At 70.0% G+C, this 20,242-nt stretch carries 1 protein-coding gene; it reads left to right on the forward strand.

The annotated features are described in order from the left end of the window. Nucleotides 1-74 precede the first annotated feature (74 nt). The gene (locus ACQPY4_RS11660) at nt 75-20,240 is read left to right on the forward strand and encodes an SDR family NAD(P)-dependent oxidoreductase (protein WP_433335404.1); all 20,166 of its coding nucleotides are present in this window, start codon (nt 75-77) and stop codon (nt 20,238-20,240) included. Nucleotides 20,241-20,242 lie beyond the last annotated feature (2 nt).

The raw sequence follows: 20,242 nt of genomic DNA on the forward strand, positions 1-20,242 counted from the left end.
AAATATGGCACGAATCGGCTTGTTGGGCAACGCCGTCGGCCACTCGTTAATTGCAATTCAATGAGGTGAAAATCGTGGGAAACGATGAGAAGTTTCTCGACTATCTCAAACGAGTGAGTGCCGAGCTCCACCAGACCCGACAGCGATTGCAACAGGTCGAGGCCGAGAACAACGAACCGATCGCGATCGTCGGCATGGCCTGCCGTTTTCCCGGTGGCGTCCGCTCACCGGAAGACCTCTGGCGCCTGGTCGCCGAGGGCCGCGACGCGATCTCCCCGTTCCCGACGGACCGGGGCTGGGATCTGGACGCTCTGTTCGACAGCGACCCCGACCGACCTGGCACCACCTACGCGCGCGAGGGCGGGTTCGTCGAGGACATCGGGCACTTCGACGCCGACTTCTTCGGGATCTCGCCGCGCGAGGCACTGTCGATGGACCCGCAGCAGCGCCTGATGCTGGAAGTCGCCTGGGAAAGCATCGAGCGGGCCGGGATCGACCCCGAGTCCCTGCGTGGCGAACGTGTCGGCGTCTTCGGCGGCTCCGGCGGCCAGGACTACGGGGAACTGATCGCAAGCCGACCGGAGATCGCGGAAGCGTACCTGGGGACCAGCTCCACGGGCGCGGTCATCACCGGCCGTGTCTCGTACGCACTCGGCCTGGAAGGCCCTGCGGTAACGGTCGACACCGCATGCTCGTCGTCCTTGGTGGCGCTGCACCTGGCCGCCCAAGCCCTTCGGCGCAAGGAATGCACCCTCGCCCTGGCGGGTGGCGTGGCACTGATGTCCAAGCCCGAACCCTTCGTCGCCTTTGCTCGTCAGCGTGGGTTGGCGGTGGATGGTCGGTGTAAGGCGTTTGGTGATGGGGCTGATGGGACGGGGTGGGGTGAGGGTGTTGGTTTGTTGGTGTTGGAGCGGTTGTCGGATGCGGTGCGTGCGGGTCGTCGGGTGTTGGGGGTGGTGGTTGGTTCGGCGGTGAATCAGGACGGTGCGTCGAATGGGTTGACGGCGCCGAATGGTCCGTCGCAGCAGCGGGTGGTTTTGCGGGCGTTGGTGGATGCGGGGTTGGGTCCTGGTGATGTGGATGTGGTGGAGGGTCACGGTACGGGGACGAGTTTGGGTGATCCGATTGAGGCTCAGGCGTTGATCGCGACGTATGGGAAGGGGCGGGTGGAGGGTCGTCCGTTGTGGTTGGGGTCGTTGAAGTCGAATATTGGTCATGTGCAGGCCGCTGCGGGGGTGGCGGGTGTGATCAAGATGGTGATGGCGCTTCAGCGGGGTGTTTTGCCTAAGTCGTTGCATGCTGAGGTGCCGTCGCGGCATGTGGATTGGTCGGCGGGTTCGGTGCGGTTGTTGACCGAATCACGGCCGTGGGTGGTGGGTGATCGTGCTCGGCGGGCGGGGGTGTCGTCGTTTGGGGTGAGTGGGACCAACGCTCACGTCATCATCGAACAAGCCCCCGAAGCGGCTCCTGTGTCGGTGCCGGGTTCGGCGCGTGCGCCGGAATCGCTTGCCGGGGTGGTGCCGGTGGTGTTGTCGGCCAAGTCCCCGAGCGCGTTGGCCGCGCAGGCTGAACGCCTTAAGTCCGTCGTTACTGAGGACACCCGTTTGGTGGATGTCGCCTACTCGTTGGCGACGACGCGGGCGGCGTTGCCGCACCGTGCGGTGATCTTGGCCGATACCCCTGCGGTGCTGGAGCAGGGGTTGGACAGCCTGATCGCGCAGGTTCCGCATCAGGGCACCACCACCGGCAAACTCGCCCTGCTGTTCTCCGGCCAAGGGAGTCAGCGCGTTGGGATGGGCCGGGAACTGTACGAGGCGTTCCCGACCTTCGCGCAGGCCTTTGATGAGGTGCTGGCGCACTTCGACGCCTCGCTGCGTGAGGTGGCGTGGGACGACCCCGAGCGGCTCGCACAAACCGGATGGGCTCAGCCCGCGCTGTTCGCCGTCGAGGTGGCGCTGTACCGGCTACTCGAATCGTGGGGCGTGTCTCCCGACTTTGTGGCGGGGCACTCCATCGGCGAATTGGCCGCAGCGCACGTCGCGGGCGTGTGGTCGCTGCCGGACGCCGCCCGCCTGGTGGCCGCGCGCGGCCAGCTGATGCAGGCGCTGCCGCCGGGTGGCGCGATGATCGCGATCCGCGCCGCCGAGGACGAGGTACGCGCACGCCTCATCGACGGCGTGGAGATCGCCGCGATCAACGGCCCCGAAGCGGTCGTCATCTCCGGAACCGAAGACGCCGTCGTCCAGGTCGCCGGGGTCTTTGACACCACCAAGCGGCTCCAGGTCTCGCACGCCTTCCACTCGGCCCTCATGGACCCGATGCTGGCCGAGTTCGAGCAGGTCGCCACCAGCCTGACCTACGAACACCCGACCATCCCGACCCCCGAAGAATGGCGCACACCTGAGTACTGGGTGCGGCACGTGCGCGACACCGTCCGGTACCACGACACCGTCCAGACCTTGCTCGACCAAGGCGCGACGACGTTCCTGGAGGTCGGGCCCGACGCGGCCCTCACCGCCACCACGGCCGTGGACGGTGACGCGGAGCTCGTGGCCGCGCTTCGCCGCGACCGTCCGGAGCGGCACGAGCTGATGTCGGCGATCGGGCGCCTGTTCGTTCGCGGCGTCCCGTTCGACCGGGCCGCGCTGTTCGCCGGAACCGGGGCCGAGCGGGTCGATCTGCCGACCTATGCGTTCCAGCACAAGCGCTACTGGGTCGAGGCGGCGGCGTCGGGGGATCCGGCCGCCGTCGGGCTGGGGCCGGTCGAGCATCCGATGCTGGGTGCGGCGGTTCCGCTCGCCGACTCCGACGGCGTGGTGCTGACCGGTCGGCTGTCGCCGCGGTCGCATCCCTGGCTGGCCGATCACGCGGTGATGGGGACGGTGCTGCTTCCCGGCACCGGCTTCGTCGAGCTGGCCATCCGTGCCGGTGACGAGGTCGGCTGCCCGGTCATCGACGAGCTCACCATCGAGGCTCCGCTGGTGTTCCCCGAGCACGGCGGGACGGTCCTCCAGGTCATCGTCGGCCCGCCCGGACGGTCGGGCGGACGGCCCATCGCGGTCTACTCGCGGCCGGAGGACGCCGGTCAGGAGTCCTGGCTCCGCCACGCGAGCGGCACGATCGTGCCCGCGTCCGACGCGGTCCCGGACGCCGACCTCACGGTCTGGCCGCCGAAGGACGCGGTAGAGCTGCCGGTCGACGGCCTTTACCCCCGCCTGGTCGAGCAGGGCTTCCAGTACGGACCCACGTTCCAGGGCCTGCGCGCGGCGTGGCGGCGGGGCACGGAACTGTTCGGCGAGATCGTGCTGCCCGAAGCGGCGAGCGAGAACGGCGTGTTCGGGTTGCATCCCGCGCTCCTGGACGCCGCGATGCAGCCGCGCTTCCTCGACAGTGACGACGGCGGCATGGGGGAGACCTCGATCCCGTTCGCGTGGAACGGCGTCACCCTGCACGCCGCCGGGTCGTCCAAGCTGCGGGTACGGCTGTCTCCGCATGGCCAGGGCCTGCGGATGACCGTGGCCGACGGGACCGGCGCGGCGGTCATGTCGGTGGAGTCGCTGGTGGCGCGCCCCGTGTCGGCCGAGCAGCTCAGCGCGTTCCAGAACACCACGCGCGACTCGCTGTTCCGCGTCGAGTGGATCTCCGCACCGGGCACCGCCACGCCCGCCGGCCGTTGGGCGCTGCTGGGACCCGACGCGTTCGGGCTCGGCCTCCAGCCGCTGGACACCGACCTGGCCACGACGGACACGGACATCGTGGTGGCCTGCTGCGCCACCGACCCGGACCTGGACATGCCGGGCCAGATCCGCGCGGCCACCGATCACGCCCTCGAACTGCTGCGGAGCTGGCTCGCCGCGGAACGGCCATCGTCGTCACGGCTGGTGCTGGTGACGCGCGGCGCGATGTCGACGCGTCCGGGAGACGACGTGACCGCCCCCGCGCAGGCGGCCGTCTGGGGCCTGGTGCGCTCGGCGCAGGCCGAGAACCCGGAACGGTTCGTCCTCGTCGACCTGGACGAGCGGGAGGCCACGGCCGCGACGCTCGCTGGGGCCGTCGGCTCCGGCGAGTCGCAGGTCGCCGTGCGCGACGGCAAGGTCATGGTGCCCAGGCTGGCCCGCGTCACCGGACCGGCTCCGGAGCCCGCCGCTCCCTGGGACCCGGCGGGCACCGTGCTGATCACCGGCGGCACCGGCGGGCTGGGCGGCCTGATCGCCCGGCGGCTCGTGTCCGACCATCAGGTCGGGCACCTCCTGCTGACCAGCCGCCGCGGCATGGCCGCCGAGGGCGCCGACGAACTCCTCGCAGAACTGACCGAGCTGGGCGCCGACGTCCGGATCGAAGCCTGCGACGTCGGCGACCGCGAAGCGCTCGCGGCGCTGCTGGCGGGCATCGACCCCGACAGGCCGCTGAGCGGCGTCGTCCACGCGGCGGGCGTGGCCGACAACGGCGTCGTCGGCGTGCTGACACCCGAACGGATCGACGGAGTACTGCGCCCCAAGGCCGACGCGGCCTGGTACCTGCACGAACTGACGCGAGACATGGAGCTGTCGCGGTTCGTGCTGTTCTCGTCCTCGTCCAGCGTTGTGGACGGCCCGGGCCAGGGCAATTACGCGGCGGCCAACGCCTTCCTGACCGCTCTGGCACAGCACCGGCATGCCCAAGGGCTCCCCGGCCAGGCCCTGGCCTGGGGACTCTGGGGCGAGGCCCCCGGCATGGGACGGCAACTCCAGGAAGCCGACCGGCAACGCGTCAACCGCTGGGGCATGGTCGAGCTGACCACCGCCGAGGCACTGGACCTCTTCGACGACGCGACCGCCTCCGCCGAGCCCGCACTGGTGCCCGTCCACCTGGACACCGCCGCGATCCGGACCCGCGCCGACGGCGTCCCGCCCATCCTCAGCGGCCTGGTCAAACGCCAGGCCCGGCGCATCGCCGACGCCGGATCCGCGGCCGACGGCCCGGCACTGGCCCAGCGCGTGGCCGGGCTGCCGGACGCGGACCGAGACCGGGTCGTGCTGGAACTGGTCCGCGCCCACGTGGCGTCCGTGCTGGGCCACGGATCCGCCGACGCTGTCGAACCCGACCGGGCGTTCCAGGAGATGGGATTCGACTCCCTCACCGCCGTCGAGCTCCGCAACCGGCTCAAGACCACCACCGGCCTGCCCGTTCCCGCCACCGTCGTCTTCGACTACCCCAGCACCCGCGCCCTCGCCGACTTCCTGCTGGCCGAGATCTCAGGCGCCGGTCAGGACGCCGCCGCACCGCTCGTCCCGGTGCAGGTCGACGACGAACCCATCGCGATCGTCGGCATGGCCTGCCGCTACCCGGGCGGCGTCGCCAACCCAGAAGGACTGTGGCGGCTGGTCGCCGACGGCGTGGACGGCATCACCGCCGAGATCCCCGCCGACCGAGGCTGGGACGCGCGACGGCTGCTCGACCCCGAACTCAGCCGTCCCGAGACGACCTACGTCCTGGACGGCGGCTACCTCTACGACGCCGCCGAGTTCGACAGCGAACTGTTCGGCATCTCCCCACGCGACGCGCAACGGCTGGACCCCCAGCTCCGCGTTCTGCTGGAGGCGTCCTGGGAGGCATGCGAACGCGCGGGCATCGACCCGACGTCGCTGAAGGGCAGCCCGACCGGCGTCTTCGCCGGCCTGATGCACCACGACTACGTGGCCAGCGCCATCCAGGGCAGCGTGATCTCCGGACGCGTGTCCTACACGCTCGGCCTCGAAGGTCCCTCGGTCACCGTCGACACCGCCTGCTCGTCCTCGCTCGTGGCGATCCACTTCGCGGCCCAGGCGCTGCGTCAGGGCGAGTGCACGCTCGCGCTGGCCGGTGGGGTCTCGGTGATGGCGACCCCCGACATGTTCACCGAATTCAGCAAGCAGGGCGCCCTCTCGCCCGACGGCCGCTGCAAGTCCTTCGCCGCGTCGGCCGACGGCACCGGGTGGGGTGAGGGCGTCGGCGTCCTGGTCCTGGAACGGCTCTCGGACGCCCGGCGGCTCGGCCACGACGTCCTCGCCATCGTGCGCGGCAGCGCCGTCAACCAGGACGGCGCCTCCAACGGCTTCACCGCGCCGAACGGCCCGTCCCAGCAGCGCGTGATCAGGCAGGCGCTGGGCGCCGCGGGCCTGACGGGCGACCAGGTCGACGCGGTCGAGGCCCACGGCACCGGCACGAAGCTGGGCGACCCGATCGAGGCCCAGGCGCTGATCGCCACCTACGGCAAGGACCGTCCCGAGGGTCGGCCGCTCTGGCTGGGGTCATTGAAGTCGAACATCGGTCACACGCAGGCCGCCGCTGGTGTGGCGGGTGTGATCAAGATGGTCATGGCGATGCGCGCCGGGACGCTGCCGCGCACCTTGCACGTGGACGAGCCGAGCCCGCATGTGGACTGGTCAGCGGGTTCGGTGCGGTTGTTGACCGAGCCGCAACCGTGGGAGGCCAATGGCCATCCCCGACGTGCGGCCGTGTCCTCGTTCGGGCTGAGCGGCACCAACTCCCACGTGATCATCGAACAGGGACCGGCACCGGAACCGCGCCCCGAGACGGCACCACAACCGGCAAGGCCGGTGCCCTGGGTGATCTCCGGCAAGACCAAGGCCGCGTTGCGGGCCCAGGCCGAGCGGCTGGCCGCGCACGTCACCGAGCATGACCTCGATCTGGCTGATGTGGGGTTCTCGCTGGCCACGACTCGCGCTCATCTCGAACACCGCGCCGTGGTGGTGGGTGCGGATCGCGATGAGCTGGTGGCCGCGCTGCGCAGCGTCTCGGGTGGTACTGCGGTTGCGAGTCGTCTCGCGGTGGTGTTCTCAGGTCAGGGCAGCCAGCGCGTGGGTATGGGGCGTGGGTTGTATGAGGCGTTCCCGGTGTTCGCGGCGGCTTTGGATGAGGTGCTCGCGCATTTCGATGCGTCGTTGCGTGAGGTGATGTGGGGCGACGCTGATCGGCTCGGGCAGACGGGTTGGGCGCAGCCTGCGTTGTTCGCGGTGGAGGTGGCGCTGTTCCGGCTGCTGGAGTCGTGGGGCATACGCCCTGATTATCTAGCCGGGCACTCCATCGGTGAACTGGCCGCCGCGCACGTCGCCGGGGTGTGGACTTTGCCGGACGCGGCCCGGCTGGTGGCTGCTCGCGGTCGGTTGATGCAGGCGTTGCCGTCGGGTGGAGCGATGGTGGCGATCCGGGCTACCGAGGATCAGGTGCGGGAACGCCTGGTTGACGGGGTGGAGATCGCCGCGATCAACGGCCCCGAAGCAGTCGTCATCTCCGGCACCGAAGACGCCGTCGTCCAGGTCGCTGGATTCTTTGACACCACCAAGCGACTTCAGGTCTCGCACGCCTTCCACTCAGCCCTGATGGACCCGATGTTGGGCGAGTTCGAGCAGGTCGCAGCCGACCTGACCTACGAGCAGCCAAGCATGGCCGTTCCGGAAGAATGGCGCACACCTGAGTACTGGGTGCGGCATGTGCGCGACACCGTCCGGTACCACGACACCGTCCAGACCCTGCTCGACCAAGGCGTCACGACGTTCCTGGAGGTCGGGCCCGATGCGGCCCTGACCGCCACCAGCAGCACCGACTTCATCGCCACCCTGCGCCGCGACCGCGACGAACCCCGCCAACTCCTCACCGCCATTGGCCAACTCCACACACGCGGCGTCCCCGTCGACTGGGCGGGGCTGTTCACCGACGCGCAACGCGTCGACCTGCCCACCTACCCCTTCCAGAGGCAGTGGTACTGGATCAACTCGGTCACTGGGAACGCCGATGTGACCGCGGCCGGATTGGAGCCCGCGGACCATCCGCTGCTCGGTGCCGCCGTGCCCCTCGCCGACGGGGAAGGCGCCGTCCTCACCGGCAGGTTGTCGCTGGACACGCATCCTTGGCTGGCCGATCACGCCGTCATGGGCACCATCCTCCTGCCTGGCAGTGCGTTCGTGGAACTGGTGCTGCGGGCCGGTGACCAGGTCGGCTGCGCCACGATCGAAGAGCTCACCATCGAGGCGCCGCTGCTACTGCCCGAGGACGGCGACGCGACCGTTCAGATCCTGGTCAGGGCCGGTGACGAGCCGGGACGGCGCACGGTGGAGGTGTTCGCGCGCACTGGCGCTCACTCCGCGGAAGCGCCGTGGACCAGGCACGCGTCCGGCGTCCTGGGCGCGGCCGTTCGGCAGCCGGGCGAGGGGCTGCGCCAGTGGCCGCCGGTAGACGCCGAGGTCGTACCGACGGTCGACCTGTACGACCGCCTCGCCGAGCACGGCATGACCTATGGGCCCGCCTTCCAGGGCGTGCGTGCCGTCTGGCGGCGAGGTGAGGAGATCTTCGCCGAGGTCGCGCTCGCGGAGTCCGGCGAGCAGGGCGACGGATTCGGTGTCCATCCGGCACTGCTCGACGCCTCCCTCCACGCGCTCGCGCTCGCCGGGCCCGCCGAGGAGATGACGGGGCTGCTGCCGTTCACCTGGTCGGGCGTGACGGTGCACGCCGTTGGGGCGTCGGCGCTTCGCGTACGACTGAGCATGGACGGCGAGAACACCGTGGCGGTGGAGCTCGCCGACACCGGGGGAGCGCCGGTGGCGTCGGTGGAGGCGCTGGCCGTCCGCCCGGTGTCGGCCGAACAGCTCGCCGCCGCGCGAACTTCCTCCCTGGACGGCCTGCACCGGCTGGAGACCACGGCGATCAGCCTTCCGGAGCCCGTTGCGGGCCGGTGGGGTGTCGTGGACGCGGGCGGACCGCCGATCGACGTCGCGTCGGCCGGGCCGATCGAGACGGTGCCGCTCGGCCTGAGTCTCGACGCCGACGGGGACATGGACGTGATCGCCGTGAGCTGCGGTGGCGACTCCGGCGCCGCGGCCGTCCACCACGCCACCCACCGGATGCTCGCACTGCTGCAATCCTGGCTGGCCGACCCGCGATTCCTCGACACGACCCTGCTGGTCGTCACGGAAGGCGCGGCGGAACCGGTCGGCGACCTGGCCGGTGCGGCGGTGCAGGGCCTGGTGCGTTCGGCCCAGGCCGAGAATCCCGGCCGGATCATCCTGGTCGACATCGACGCGGATCCCGCGTCGGCCGCCCCGTTGGCCCGTGCCCCGGGCACAACGGAGTCCGAGCTGATCATCCGGGCCGGGGTCTGCCACGGCGTCCGCCTGGCCAGAGTCCCCGCGACCGGCGGCTCCGGCGGCAGCTTCGACCCCGGCCGGACGGTGCTCATCACCGGAGCATCCGGAACGCTCGGCCGCCTGGTGGCCCGGCATCTGGTGACCGAGCACGGCGCGCGGCACCTGGTGCTGGCCAGCCGCCGTGGCGCGAACGCCGAGCTGGTGGCCGAGCTGGCGGAGCTGGGCGCGGACGCGCGGTCGGCGGCCTGCGACGTCACCGACCGCGACGCGGTCGCCGACCTGCTGGGACGTATCGCAGCCGACGGGAGTCTGGGCGCCGTCGTGCACGCGGCCGGTGTCCTGGACGACGGCGTCCTGTCGTCGCTGAGCCCGGAACGGCTGGATCGGGTGCTGGCACCGAAGGTGGATGCCGCGTGGCATCTGCACGAGCTGACCCGCGACCTGGACCTGACGGCGTTCGTGCTGTTCTCCTCCGTCGCCGGTGTGCTGGGCGGCCCTGGGCAGGGCAACTACGCGGCGGCGAACGCGTTCCTGGACGCGCTCGCCAGACTGCGCCACGCGCAGGGCCTGCCGGCTCAGTCGCTGGCATGGGGGCCGTGGACCGTGTCGGACGGCATGGCCGACGACCTGGGAGCCGCCGACATCTCCCGGATGTCCCGGAGCGGTGTGCTGGGAATGTCCGGTCCCGAAGGCTTGGCGCTGCTGGACGCCGCGATGCGGCTGGACGAAGCCGTGCTCGTCCCGGTGAAGTTCGATCCGGTGACGCTGCGCTCCGCCGGTCCGGAACTTCCGGCCGTGCTGCGGAATCTCGGCGGACGGCCGGGCGCCCAGCGGGTGGCCGCGTCGGACTCCGGAGCCTTCACCACACGGCTGGCCGGACTGGACGAGGCCGGACGCAGAGCCGCGGTGATCGAGCTGGTGCGCTCACGCGTCGGCGCGGTGCTGGGATACGCGCCGGGCGCGGTGGTCGAACTCGACCGGGCGTTCCAGGACATGGGCTTCGACTCGCTGACCGCGGTGGAACTGCGCAACGGGCTGGCCGGAGCAACAGGTCTGCGGCTCCCCGCGACGCTCGTGTTCGACTATCCGAGCGTGCAGGACCTCGTCGAGCACCTGCTGGGCGAACTCGCCGGAAGCGGCCCGGCTGCGATCGCCACGGCGACGTCCCGGCCGGGCGTGCTGAACGACGAGCCCATCGCCGTCGTCGGTATCGGCTGCCGCTACCCGGGCGGAGTGACGTCGCCCGAGGACCTGTGGCGCCTGGTCGCCGACGGAGTGGACGCGGTGTCGCACTTCCCCACCGACCGCGGCTGGGACATCGAGGGCTTGTTCGATCCGGAGCTGTCGCGGCCCGAAACCACCTACGTACGCCACGGCGGATTCCTGTACGACGCGGCCGAGTTCGACGCGGGCTTCTTCGGAATCTCGCCACGCGAGGCGCTGGCCATGGACCCCCAGCAGCGGCTGCTCCTGGAGACGTCCTGGGAAGCACTCGAACGCGCCGGGATCGACCCGAAATCGCTGCGCGGCTCCTCGACGGGCGTGTTCGCCGGAGTGATGTACCACGACTACCTGACCGGAGCCAGTTCGGGCAGCGTCGTCTCCGGGCGCGTGTCCTACACGCTGGGCCTGGAGGGTCCGGCGATGTCGGTGGACACGGCATGCTCGTCCTCCCTGGTCGCATTGCAGCTGGCCGGGCAGGCCCTACGCCAGGGCGAGTGCTCGCTGGCTTTGGCCGGTGGTGTCACGGTGATGGCGACCCCGGAAACGTTCGTGGAGTTCAGCCGCCAGGGCGGACTCTCTCGCGACGGCCGGTGCAAATCCTTCGCCGCGTCCGCTGACGGGACCGGCTGGGGCGAGGGCGCCGGAGTTCTGGTCCTGGAACGCCTGTCGGACGCCCAACGCAACGGCCATCGAGTGTTGGCGGTCGTGCGGGCTACGGCGGTCAACCAGGACGGCGCGTCCAACGGGCTGACCGCGCCGAACGGCCCGTCGCAGCAGCGGGTCATCGCACGCGCCCTGGCCAACGCGGGCCTCACTCCCGCAGACGTGGACGTGGTGGAGGCTCACGGCACCGGCACGAAGCTGGGCGACCCGATCGAGGCGCAGGCGCTGATCGCAACGTACGGCCAGGATCGCCCCGGGGACCGCCCGCTCTGGCTCGGCTCGCTGAAGTCGAACATCGGCCACACCCAGGCCGCCGCCGGCGTCGCAGGCGTGATCAAGATGATCATGGCCCTCCAGAAGAGCGTCCTGCCCAAGACGTTGCATGCGGACGAGCCGAGCCCGCACGTGGACTGGTCGGCCGGAGCCGTGCAACTTCTGACCGAACCCCAACCGTGGGAGGCCAACGGCCATCCCCGACGTGCGGGAATCTCCTCCTTCGGGATCAGCGGGACGAACGCCCACGTCATCCTCGAAGAAGCACCCGAGACCGAGCGGGAGGCCGCCGGGTCGCAGCTTCCCGTGGTGCCGTGGGTGATCTCCGGCAAGACCGAGGCCGCGTTGCAGGCCCAGGCGCAGCAATTGGCCGCACACGTCACCGACCTTGATCCCGCCGATGTCGGGTTCTCCCTGGCCACGACTCGTGCTCATCTTGAACACCGTGCCGTGGTGGTGGGTGCGGATCGTGATGAGTTGGTGGCCGCGCTGAGCGACGTCTCCAGCGGCACTCCGGTTTCTGGCCGGCTCGCGGTGGTGTTCTCGGGTCAGGGCAGCCAGCGCGTCGGTATGGGGCGTGAGCTGTACGGGTCGTTCCCGGTGTTCGCGCGGGCTTTGGATGAGGTGCTGGCCCATTTCGATGGCTCGCTGCGTGAGGTGATGTGGAACGACTCCGACCGGCTCGCGCAGACCGGTTGGGCTCAGCCCGCGTTGTTCGCGGTCGAGGTGGCGTTGTTCCGGCTGCTGGAGTCGTGGGGCGTACGTCCTGACCACCTCGCCGGGCATTCGATCGGTGAGCTGGCCGCCGCACACGTTGCGGGCGTGTGGTCGCTGTCGGACGCGGCCCGGCTAGTGGCTGCTCGTGGCCGGTTGATGCAGGCGTTGCCGTCTGGTGGGGCGATGGTGGCGATCCGGGCTACCGAGGATGAAGTGCGTGCCCGCCTCGTCGATGGGGTGGAGATCGCCGCTGTCAACGGCCCCGAAGCGGTCGTGATCTCCGGTGTCGAGAACGCCGTGCTGAAGGTCGCCGGGTTCTTCGACACCACCAAGCGCCTTCAGGTCTCGCACGCCTTCCACTCGGCGTTGATGGACCCCATGCTGGGCGAGTTCGAGCAGGTCGCCGCCGACCTGACCTACGAACACCCGACCGTGCCGGTTCCTGAGAAATGGTGCACGCCCGGGTACTGGGTGGGACACGTCCGTGACACCGTCCGGTATCACGACAACGTCCAGACCCTGCTCGACCAAGGCGTCACGACCTTCCTGGAGGTCGGGCCCGACGCGGCCTTGACCGCCACCAGCAGCACCGGCTTCATCGCGACCCTGTGCCGCGACCGCGACGAACCCCGCCAACTCCTCACCGCTGTCAGTGAATTGCACACGCGCGGCGTAGCCATCGACTGGGCCGAGCTATTCGCCGGTGCGCGACGTGTGGACCTACCGACGTACGCGTTCGAACATCAGCGGTACTGGCTTGACTCGGTTGGCGGGAGCGCGGCTGGGCAGTTGTCCGCCGACCATCCGATGCTCGCCGCCATGGTTCCTCTCCCTGGCAGCGATGGCCTGGTGATGACGGGCCGGTTGTCGCTGGACACCCACCCCTGGCTGGCCGATCACAACGTCCTGGGCGCCACCCTGCTGCCCGGCACGGCCCTGGTCGAGTTGGTCTTGCACGCCGGTGAGCAGACAGGGTTGCCTTCGATCGACGAACTGACGCTGCACGCTCCGCTGGTGTTCGAGCCCAGCCGAGGCGTCGACATCCAGGTCGCGGTGACCGGTGAGACGGTGCAGATCCGGTCGCAGGCTCCTGACTCGTCCTGGACCTTGCACGCCAGTGGAACGCTTACCGCGCTCCTCGCCGAACCCGCTGCTATGGCGTGGCCGCCGGACCAGGCCGAGGCGATCCCGGTGGACGGCATGTATGAGCGGCTGGCCGGCCAGGGACTGGACTACGGCCCGGCCTTCCAGGGACTACGGGCCGCGTGGCGGCGCGGTGATGAACTGTTCGCCGAGATCGCCATCCCCGACCTGGACGTCACCGGATACGGCATCCACCCCGCCCTCCTGGACGCCGCCCTCCACACCGCGTCCCTTCACTCCGAAACCGACGAACTTGTCGTCCCGTTCGCCTGGAGCGGCGTCCACCTGCACGCCACCGGCGCCACGACGTTGCGCGTCCACTTGCCCGATCCGCAAACCCTGCACCTGACCGATACCACCGGCGCCGCGATCGCCACCATCACCAACCTGACGACCCGACCCATCACCACCCAGCAACTCAACAGCAGCCCGCTGTACCGGATCAGTTGGCAGCCCATCCCCAGCCCCACCACACCCGCCACCACCAACATCGCCGTCCACCACACCGCCCCCGGCACCACACCCCAAGAAGTCCGAGCAGCCACCCACCAAGCACTCCAAGTCATCCAGGACTGGCTTTCCACCGACTCACGGCTGGTATTGACCACCCGTGGTGCGGTCGCTACCGGCCCAGGCGACGTCGTTACAGACCTGGCGGGCGCTGCGGTCTGGGGTCTGGGGCGCGCGGTTCAGGCCGAGGAACCCGGCCGCCTGGTCTTGATCGACCTGGACAGCGCCGATGCCTCCCTGGAACAGGCGATCGCCAGCGGCGAGCCGCAGATCGCAGTGCGCGAGGGGGCGCTTTTCGCTCCCCAGCTCGTCCGGAGCACAGCATCGGTTGGCGGTAGGGACGCCTGGTCCGCCGATGGAACCGTGCTGATCACTGGTGGGACGGGTGGTTTGGGTGCGGTGGTCGCCCGTCACCTGGCAGATACGCATGGCGTACGGCACTTGGTGTTGGTGAGTCGTAGCGGTCCTGCCGCTCCGGGCGCGACGCGGTTGGTTGCTGAGTTGGCGGAGTTGGGTGCGGATGCGCGGGTGGTGGCGTGTGATGTGTCCGACCGCGACGCGTTGCGCGAGGTGGTCTCGGGTCTGGACGTGACCGGTGTGGTGCACGCCGCCGGGGTCTTGGACGACGGTGTGATCTCCTCGCTCACTCCCGAGCGGCTGGATCGGGTGCTGGCGCCGAAGGCGGATGCGGCCTGGCATCTGCATGAGCTGACCCGCGACATGCCGTTGTCGGCGTTTGTGTTGTTCTCCTCGGTTGCTGGTGTGCTGGGTGGCCCCGGGCAGGGTAACTACGCAGCTGCCAACTCTTTCCTGGACGCTCTGGCCCAGCACCGCCACACCCAAGGACTCCCGGCCCAGTCGTTGGCGTGGGGTCCTTGGGCTACCGATGGCATGGCCGCTGAACTCGACGACAGCGACCGCGCCCGCATGTCGCGGGGTGCGATCCGGGAGCTTCCCACCGACGAAGCCCTGGCCCTGTTCGACGCTGCCGTCCAACTCGATGAGTCCGCACTGGCTGTTCTGAAGCTGGACCAGAAGGCACTGCGCGCAGAGGGCGCCGAATTGCCGCCCCTACTGCAAGGACTGGCAGGCCCCAAGGTACGCAAGACGGCCTCGACCGGTTCCCTGGCCAAGGCCCTCTTGGAGGTCGCTGAGGCTGATCGGCTGGGTGTGGTGGTCGACCTCGTGCGTGGTCGGGTGGCTGCGGTGCTGGGTCACGGCTCGGCCGCCGCAGTGGAAGTGACACGCGCCTTCCAGGATCTAGGGTTTGACTCGCTGACCGCCGTGGAACTGCGCAACGCGCTAGCTGCGGCGACGGGCCTGCGGCTCCCCGCGACGCTGGTGTTCGACTACCCCAACATCCACGCCCTCGCCCAACACCTCCTCGCCCAGGCCCTCCACACCATCCCCACCGCCGCCCCCTCCCACGCAAGCGCCACCGACGAACCCATCGCCATCGTGGGGATGGGCTGCCGATACCCGGGCGGGGTGACCTCGCCGCAGGAGCTGTGGCGGCTGGTGGCTGACGGGGTGGACGCGGTGGCCGAGTTCCCCACCGATCGAGGTTGGGATCTGGCGCCAGGCGAGAGCGTCACCGCCCACGGTGGGTTCCTGTACGACGCCGCCGACTTCGATCCCGGCTTCTTCGGCATCTCGCCACGTGAAGCCGCGGTCATGGACCCTCAACAGCGACTGCTGCTGGAGACGTCCTGGGAAGCGCTCGAACGTGCCGGGATCGATCCGGGATCACTGCGGGGCACCTCCACCGGCGTCTTCGCCGGAGTGATGTACCACGATTATGCGGCTGGGGGCAGTCCGGGCAGCGTGGTATCGGGTCGGGTGTCCTACACGCTGGGGCTGGAAGGTCCGGCGTTGTCGGTGGACACGGCGTGCTCGTCCTCGTTGGTGGCGATGCAACTGGCTGGTCAGGCTTTGCAGCGTGGGGAGTGCTCGCTGGCTTTGGCCGGTGGTGTCACGGTGATGGCAACGCCGGACACGTTCGTGGAGTTCACTCGCCAAGGCGGCCTGTCGGCCGATGGGCGCTGTAAATCCTTCGCCGCGTCCGCTGACGGGACCGGTTGGGGAGAGGGCGCCGGGGTCCTGGTCCTGGAGCGCCTGTCGGACGCCGAACGCAACGGCCATCAGATCCTGGCCGTCATCCGAAGCACAGCAGTCAACCAAGACGGTGCCTCCAACGGGCTCACCGCACCCAATGGCCCCTCGCAGCAGCGCGTGATCGAGCGCGCGTTGTTGTCGGCGGGTCTGAAAGCCTCGGACGTCGATGTCGTGGAGGCGCACGGCACCGGCACGAAGCTGGGCGATCCGATCGAGGCGCAGGCGTTGATCGCGACCTATGGCCAGGATCGTCCTGAAGACCGGCCGTTGTGGCTGGGGTCGTTGAAGTCGAACATCGGTCACACGCAGGCCGCCGCTGGTGTGGCGGGTGTGATCAAGATGGTGATGGCGCTCCAGAAGGGTGTCCTGCCTAAGACGTTGCATGCGGACGAGCCGAGCCCGCATGTGGACTGGTCGGCCGGAGCCGTCCAACTCCTGACCCAACCACAACCGTGGGAATCCAATGGCCATCCCCGGCGCGCGGGCGTGTCCTCGTTCGGGATCAGCGGCACCAACGCCCACGTCATCCTCGAACAAGCAGCCGAAACAACCACCGAGCCGAGCCCGGAACTGCCCATGGTGCCGTGGGTGCTCTCCGCCAAGACTGAGGCGGCGTTGCAGGCCCAGGCCGCGCAGCTCGCCGCACACGTCACCGATTTCAACCCTGCCGATGTCGGGTTCTCCCTGGCCACGACCCGTGCTCATCTCGAACACCGCGCCGTGGTGGTGGGTGCGGATCGCGATGAGTTGGTGGCCGCGCTGAACGACGTCACCAGCAGCACCCCGGTGACGGGACGCTTCGCCGTGGTGTTCTCTGGCCAGGGCAGCCAGCGCGTCGGTATGGGCCGTGAGCTGTATGAGGCGTTCCCGGTGTTCGCGCAAGCTCTGGATGAGGTGCTGGCCCATTTCGATGCGTCGTTGCGTGAGGTGATGTGGGGCGACGCCGAGCGGCTAGCGCAGACCGGTTGGGCTCAGCCCGCGTTGTTCGCGGTCGAGGTGGCATTGTTCCGGCTGCTGGAATCGTGGGGCGTACGTCCTGACCACCTTGCGGGGCACTCCATCGGCGAACTAGTCGCCGCACACGTCGCGGGCGTGTGGTCGCTGCCGGACGCGGCCCGGCTGGTGGCGGCTCGCGGTCAGCTGATGCAAGCGCTGCCGTCGGGTGGGGCGATGGTCGCGATCCGCGCCACCGAAGACCAAGTACGTGCCCACCTCATCGACGGCGTTGAGATCGCCGCGATCAACGGCCCCGAAGCCGTCGTCATCTCCGGCACCGAAGACGCGGTATTGAAGGTCGCCGCGTCCCTCAACGGCACCAAACGCCTTCAGGTCTCCCATGCCTTCCACTCGGCGTTGATGGACCCGATGTTGGCCGAGTTCGAGCAGGTCGCCACCAGCCTGACCTACCAGCAACCAAGCATGGACGTCCCTGAGGAATGGCGCAGTGCGGGCTACTGGGTGCGGCACGTCCGCGACACCGTCCGCTACCACGACACCGTCCAAACCCTCCTCGACCAAGGCGTCACCACCTTCCTGGAAGTCGGGCCCGACGCGGCCCTGACCGCCACCACCGACGCCGACTTCATCGCGACCCTGCGCCGCGACCGCGACGAACCGCGCCACCTGCTCACCGCCATCGGCCAACTCCACACCCGCGGCGTCCCCATCAACTGGGCAACACTCTTCACCGGCGCACAACGAGTCGACCTGCCCACCTACCCCTTCCAACGGCAGCGGTACTGGATCGATTCGGCCGGTGGGACGGATGTCGCCAAGGCCGGGCTTGAGGTCACTGAGCACCCGCTGCTCGGGGCCGCACTGCCCCTGGCCGACACCGACGGGGCGATCCTCACCGGGCGCATCTCTCTGAGCGGGCATCCGTGGCTCGCCGACCACGTCGTCATGGGCACGACGCTGCTCCCCGGCACCGCCTTCATCGAGCTCGCCCTCCACGCGGGCTTCCAGATCGGCTGTCCCACGCTCGACGAGCTGACCCTGCACGCGCCGCTCGCGGTCGATCCGCAGCGGCACACCACCCTCCAGATCACCGTTCACGACCCTGACGAGGACGGGCGCAGGAGCATTCACATTCACTCCCGTCCCGACCAGGCGCCCCCGGACACTCCGTGGACTCGGCATGCCAGCGGCACTCTGGCCCCCGAGGTCGCGGCGGCCGGGGCGGCGGGCATGGACGTCTGGCCGCCGGAGGGGGCGACCAGCCTCGACCTGACCGGCTTCTACGACCGGCTCTTCGAGGGGGGCCTGGAGTACGGGCCGACGTTCCAGGCCATGCGCGCCGCCTGGTCGCGTGGTGAGGAGGTCTTCGCCGAGATCGTGCTTCCGGAGGCGGCGGCCTTGGACGCGGCCCGGTTCGGGTTGCACCCGGCGTTGCTCGACGCGGCGATGCACGGGAGCTTCATCGACGGGCTGCGGCACGAGGGGCCGAGGATCCCGTTCACGTGGAGTGGGGTGCGGCTGTACGCGGCCGGCGCCGCGACGCTGCGGGTGCGGATCCGCAGCACGGGCGGGGAGCTTCAGATGACCGTCGCCGATGGCGCGGGGGCTCTGGTCGCCGAGGTGGACTCGCTGGTCACCCTCCCCGCAGAGCAGCTGAGCGTGGACGACGGTTCGCGCACTCCGCTGTACCGGCTCGACTGGCTCCCGGCCGAGGTCACCGCCACGGCTTCCTACACGCTGCTGGACGTCGCCGCATCGGAGCTGGCGTCGCTCGCCGACACGTCCTCCGACGCGGTCGTGGTGTTCTGCCCGTCCGGGGAGACCGGCGAGGTTCCCGGCCGGTTCCGGGACGTGGCCAACGACGTGCTGGGACTGCTCCAGGCGTGGCTGGCCGACGAGCGGCTGGAGTCGCGGCGGCTGGTGCTGGTGACCCGTGGTGCCGTCGCCGCCGTTCCGCACGAGGACGTCACCGGCCTGGCCCAGGCCGCCGTCTGGGGCCTGGTGCGTTCCGCGCAGGCCGAGAATCCCGACCGGTTCGTGCTGGTCGATCTCGATGACCGGCCCGGGTCCGACGCGGCGCTGGCGGAGGCGATCGGGACGGGTGAGCCGCAGCTCGCCGTCCGCGACGGGCAGCCACTGGTGCCGCGGATGACCCGCGCGAGCACGGCCGACGAGACCGGACCACGATGGGACCAGGACGGAACCGTACTGATCACCGGCGGGACGGGAGGTCTGGGCCGCCTCGTCGCGCGCCATCTGGTCGCCGAGCACGGTGTGCGGCGGCTGCTCCTGACCAGCCGCCGGGGAAGCGCCGCCGACGGTGCCGCCGAGTTGGTGGCCGAGCTTGGCGGACTCGGCGCGGAGGTCGAGATCGCGGCCTGTGACGCCGGTGACCGGCACGCGCTGGCCGGGCTGCTCGCGGAACGGTCGCTGACCGCGGTGATCCACGCCGCGGGAGTCGGGGCCAACGCCCTGATCGGGGCGCAGACCCCGGAACACATCGACATCGTTTCCCGTCCCAAGGTCGACGCCGCCTGGCATCTGCACGAACTGACCCGCGACATGCCGTTGTCGGCGTTCGTGCTGTTCTCCTCGTCGTCGAGCGTGGTCGACGGACCAGGCCAGGCCAACTACGCCGCCGCCAACCAGTTCCTGACGGCACTGGCTCAGCACCGGCAAGCGCGGGGACTTCCGGCGCAGTCGCTGGCCTGGGGGCTGTGGGGCGAAGGGCACGGCATGGTGCAGCGCCTCTCGGAGGCGGACCTGCTGCGGATCCGGCGGTGGGGCATGGTCGAACTGACCGCCGAGCAGGGCCTGAAGCTGTTCGACGCCGCCATGGCGTCGGCCGAGCCCGCTCTCGTGCCGGTCAACCTCGACCTCGCCGCCGTTCAGGCCCGGGGAAGGAACGTCCCGGCCGTCCTCCGGAGCCTGGTCCGTGTCCCCGCGCGGCGGCTGGCGCGGGCGGCCGACGTCCCGGCGAGCGGCGGTCCGGGCCTGGCGGAACGGCTGGCCGACCTGTCGGGCGCCGAACGCGACCGGGCACTGCTCGACCTGGTCCGGACGCAGGTCGCGGCCGTGCTGGGCCATGGATCCGCCGACGCCATCGAGCCTGATCGGGCGTTCCAGGATCTGGGGTTCGACTCCCTGGCGGCCATCGAGATCAGGAACCGGCTGAGGTCCGGCACGGGCCTCCCGGTCCCGGCCACCGCCATCTTCGACTACCCCAGTGCCGGCGCCCTCGCCGGCTACCTCAAGGACGAACTCTTCCCTGGCGGCGACCCCGGCCAGGGCGGGGACGAAGCGAAGGTCCGCAGCATTCTGCAGTCCATTCCGTTGACCCGATTGCGCGAGGCGGGCCTGATGGACGGCCTGCTCGAACTCGCGGGGGTCGCCGACGAGTGGTCGGCGCCGGAGCGGTCCGACGACCTGGGCTCCATCGACTCGATGGACGCCGACAGCTTGATCAGCCTTGTGCTGGGCCGCTCCGACACGGACGACACGATCGAGGATGTGTGAGA

Origin of the sequence: Spirillospora sp. CA-294931, assembly GCF_050946795.1 — a bacterium.
Classification (GTDB): domain Bacteria; phylum Actinomycetota; class Actinomycetes; order Streptosporangiales; family Streptosporangiaceae; genus Spirillospora.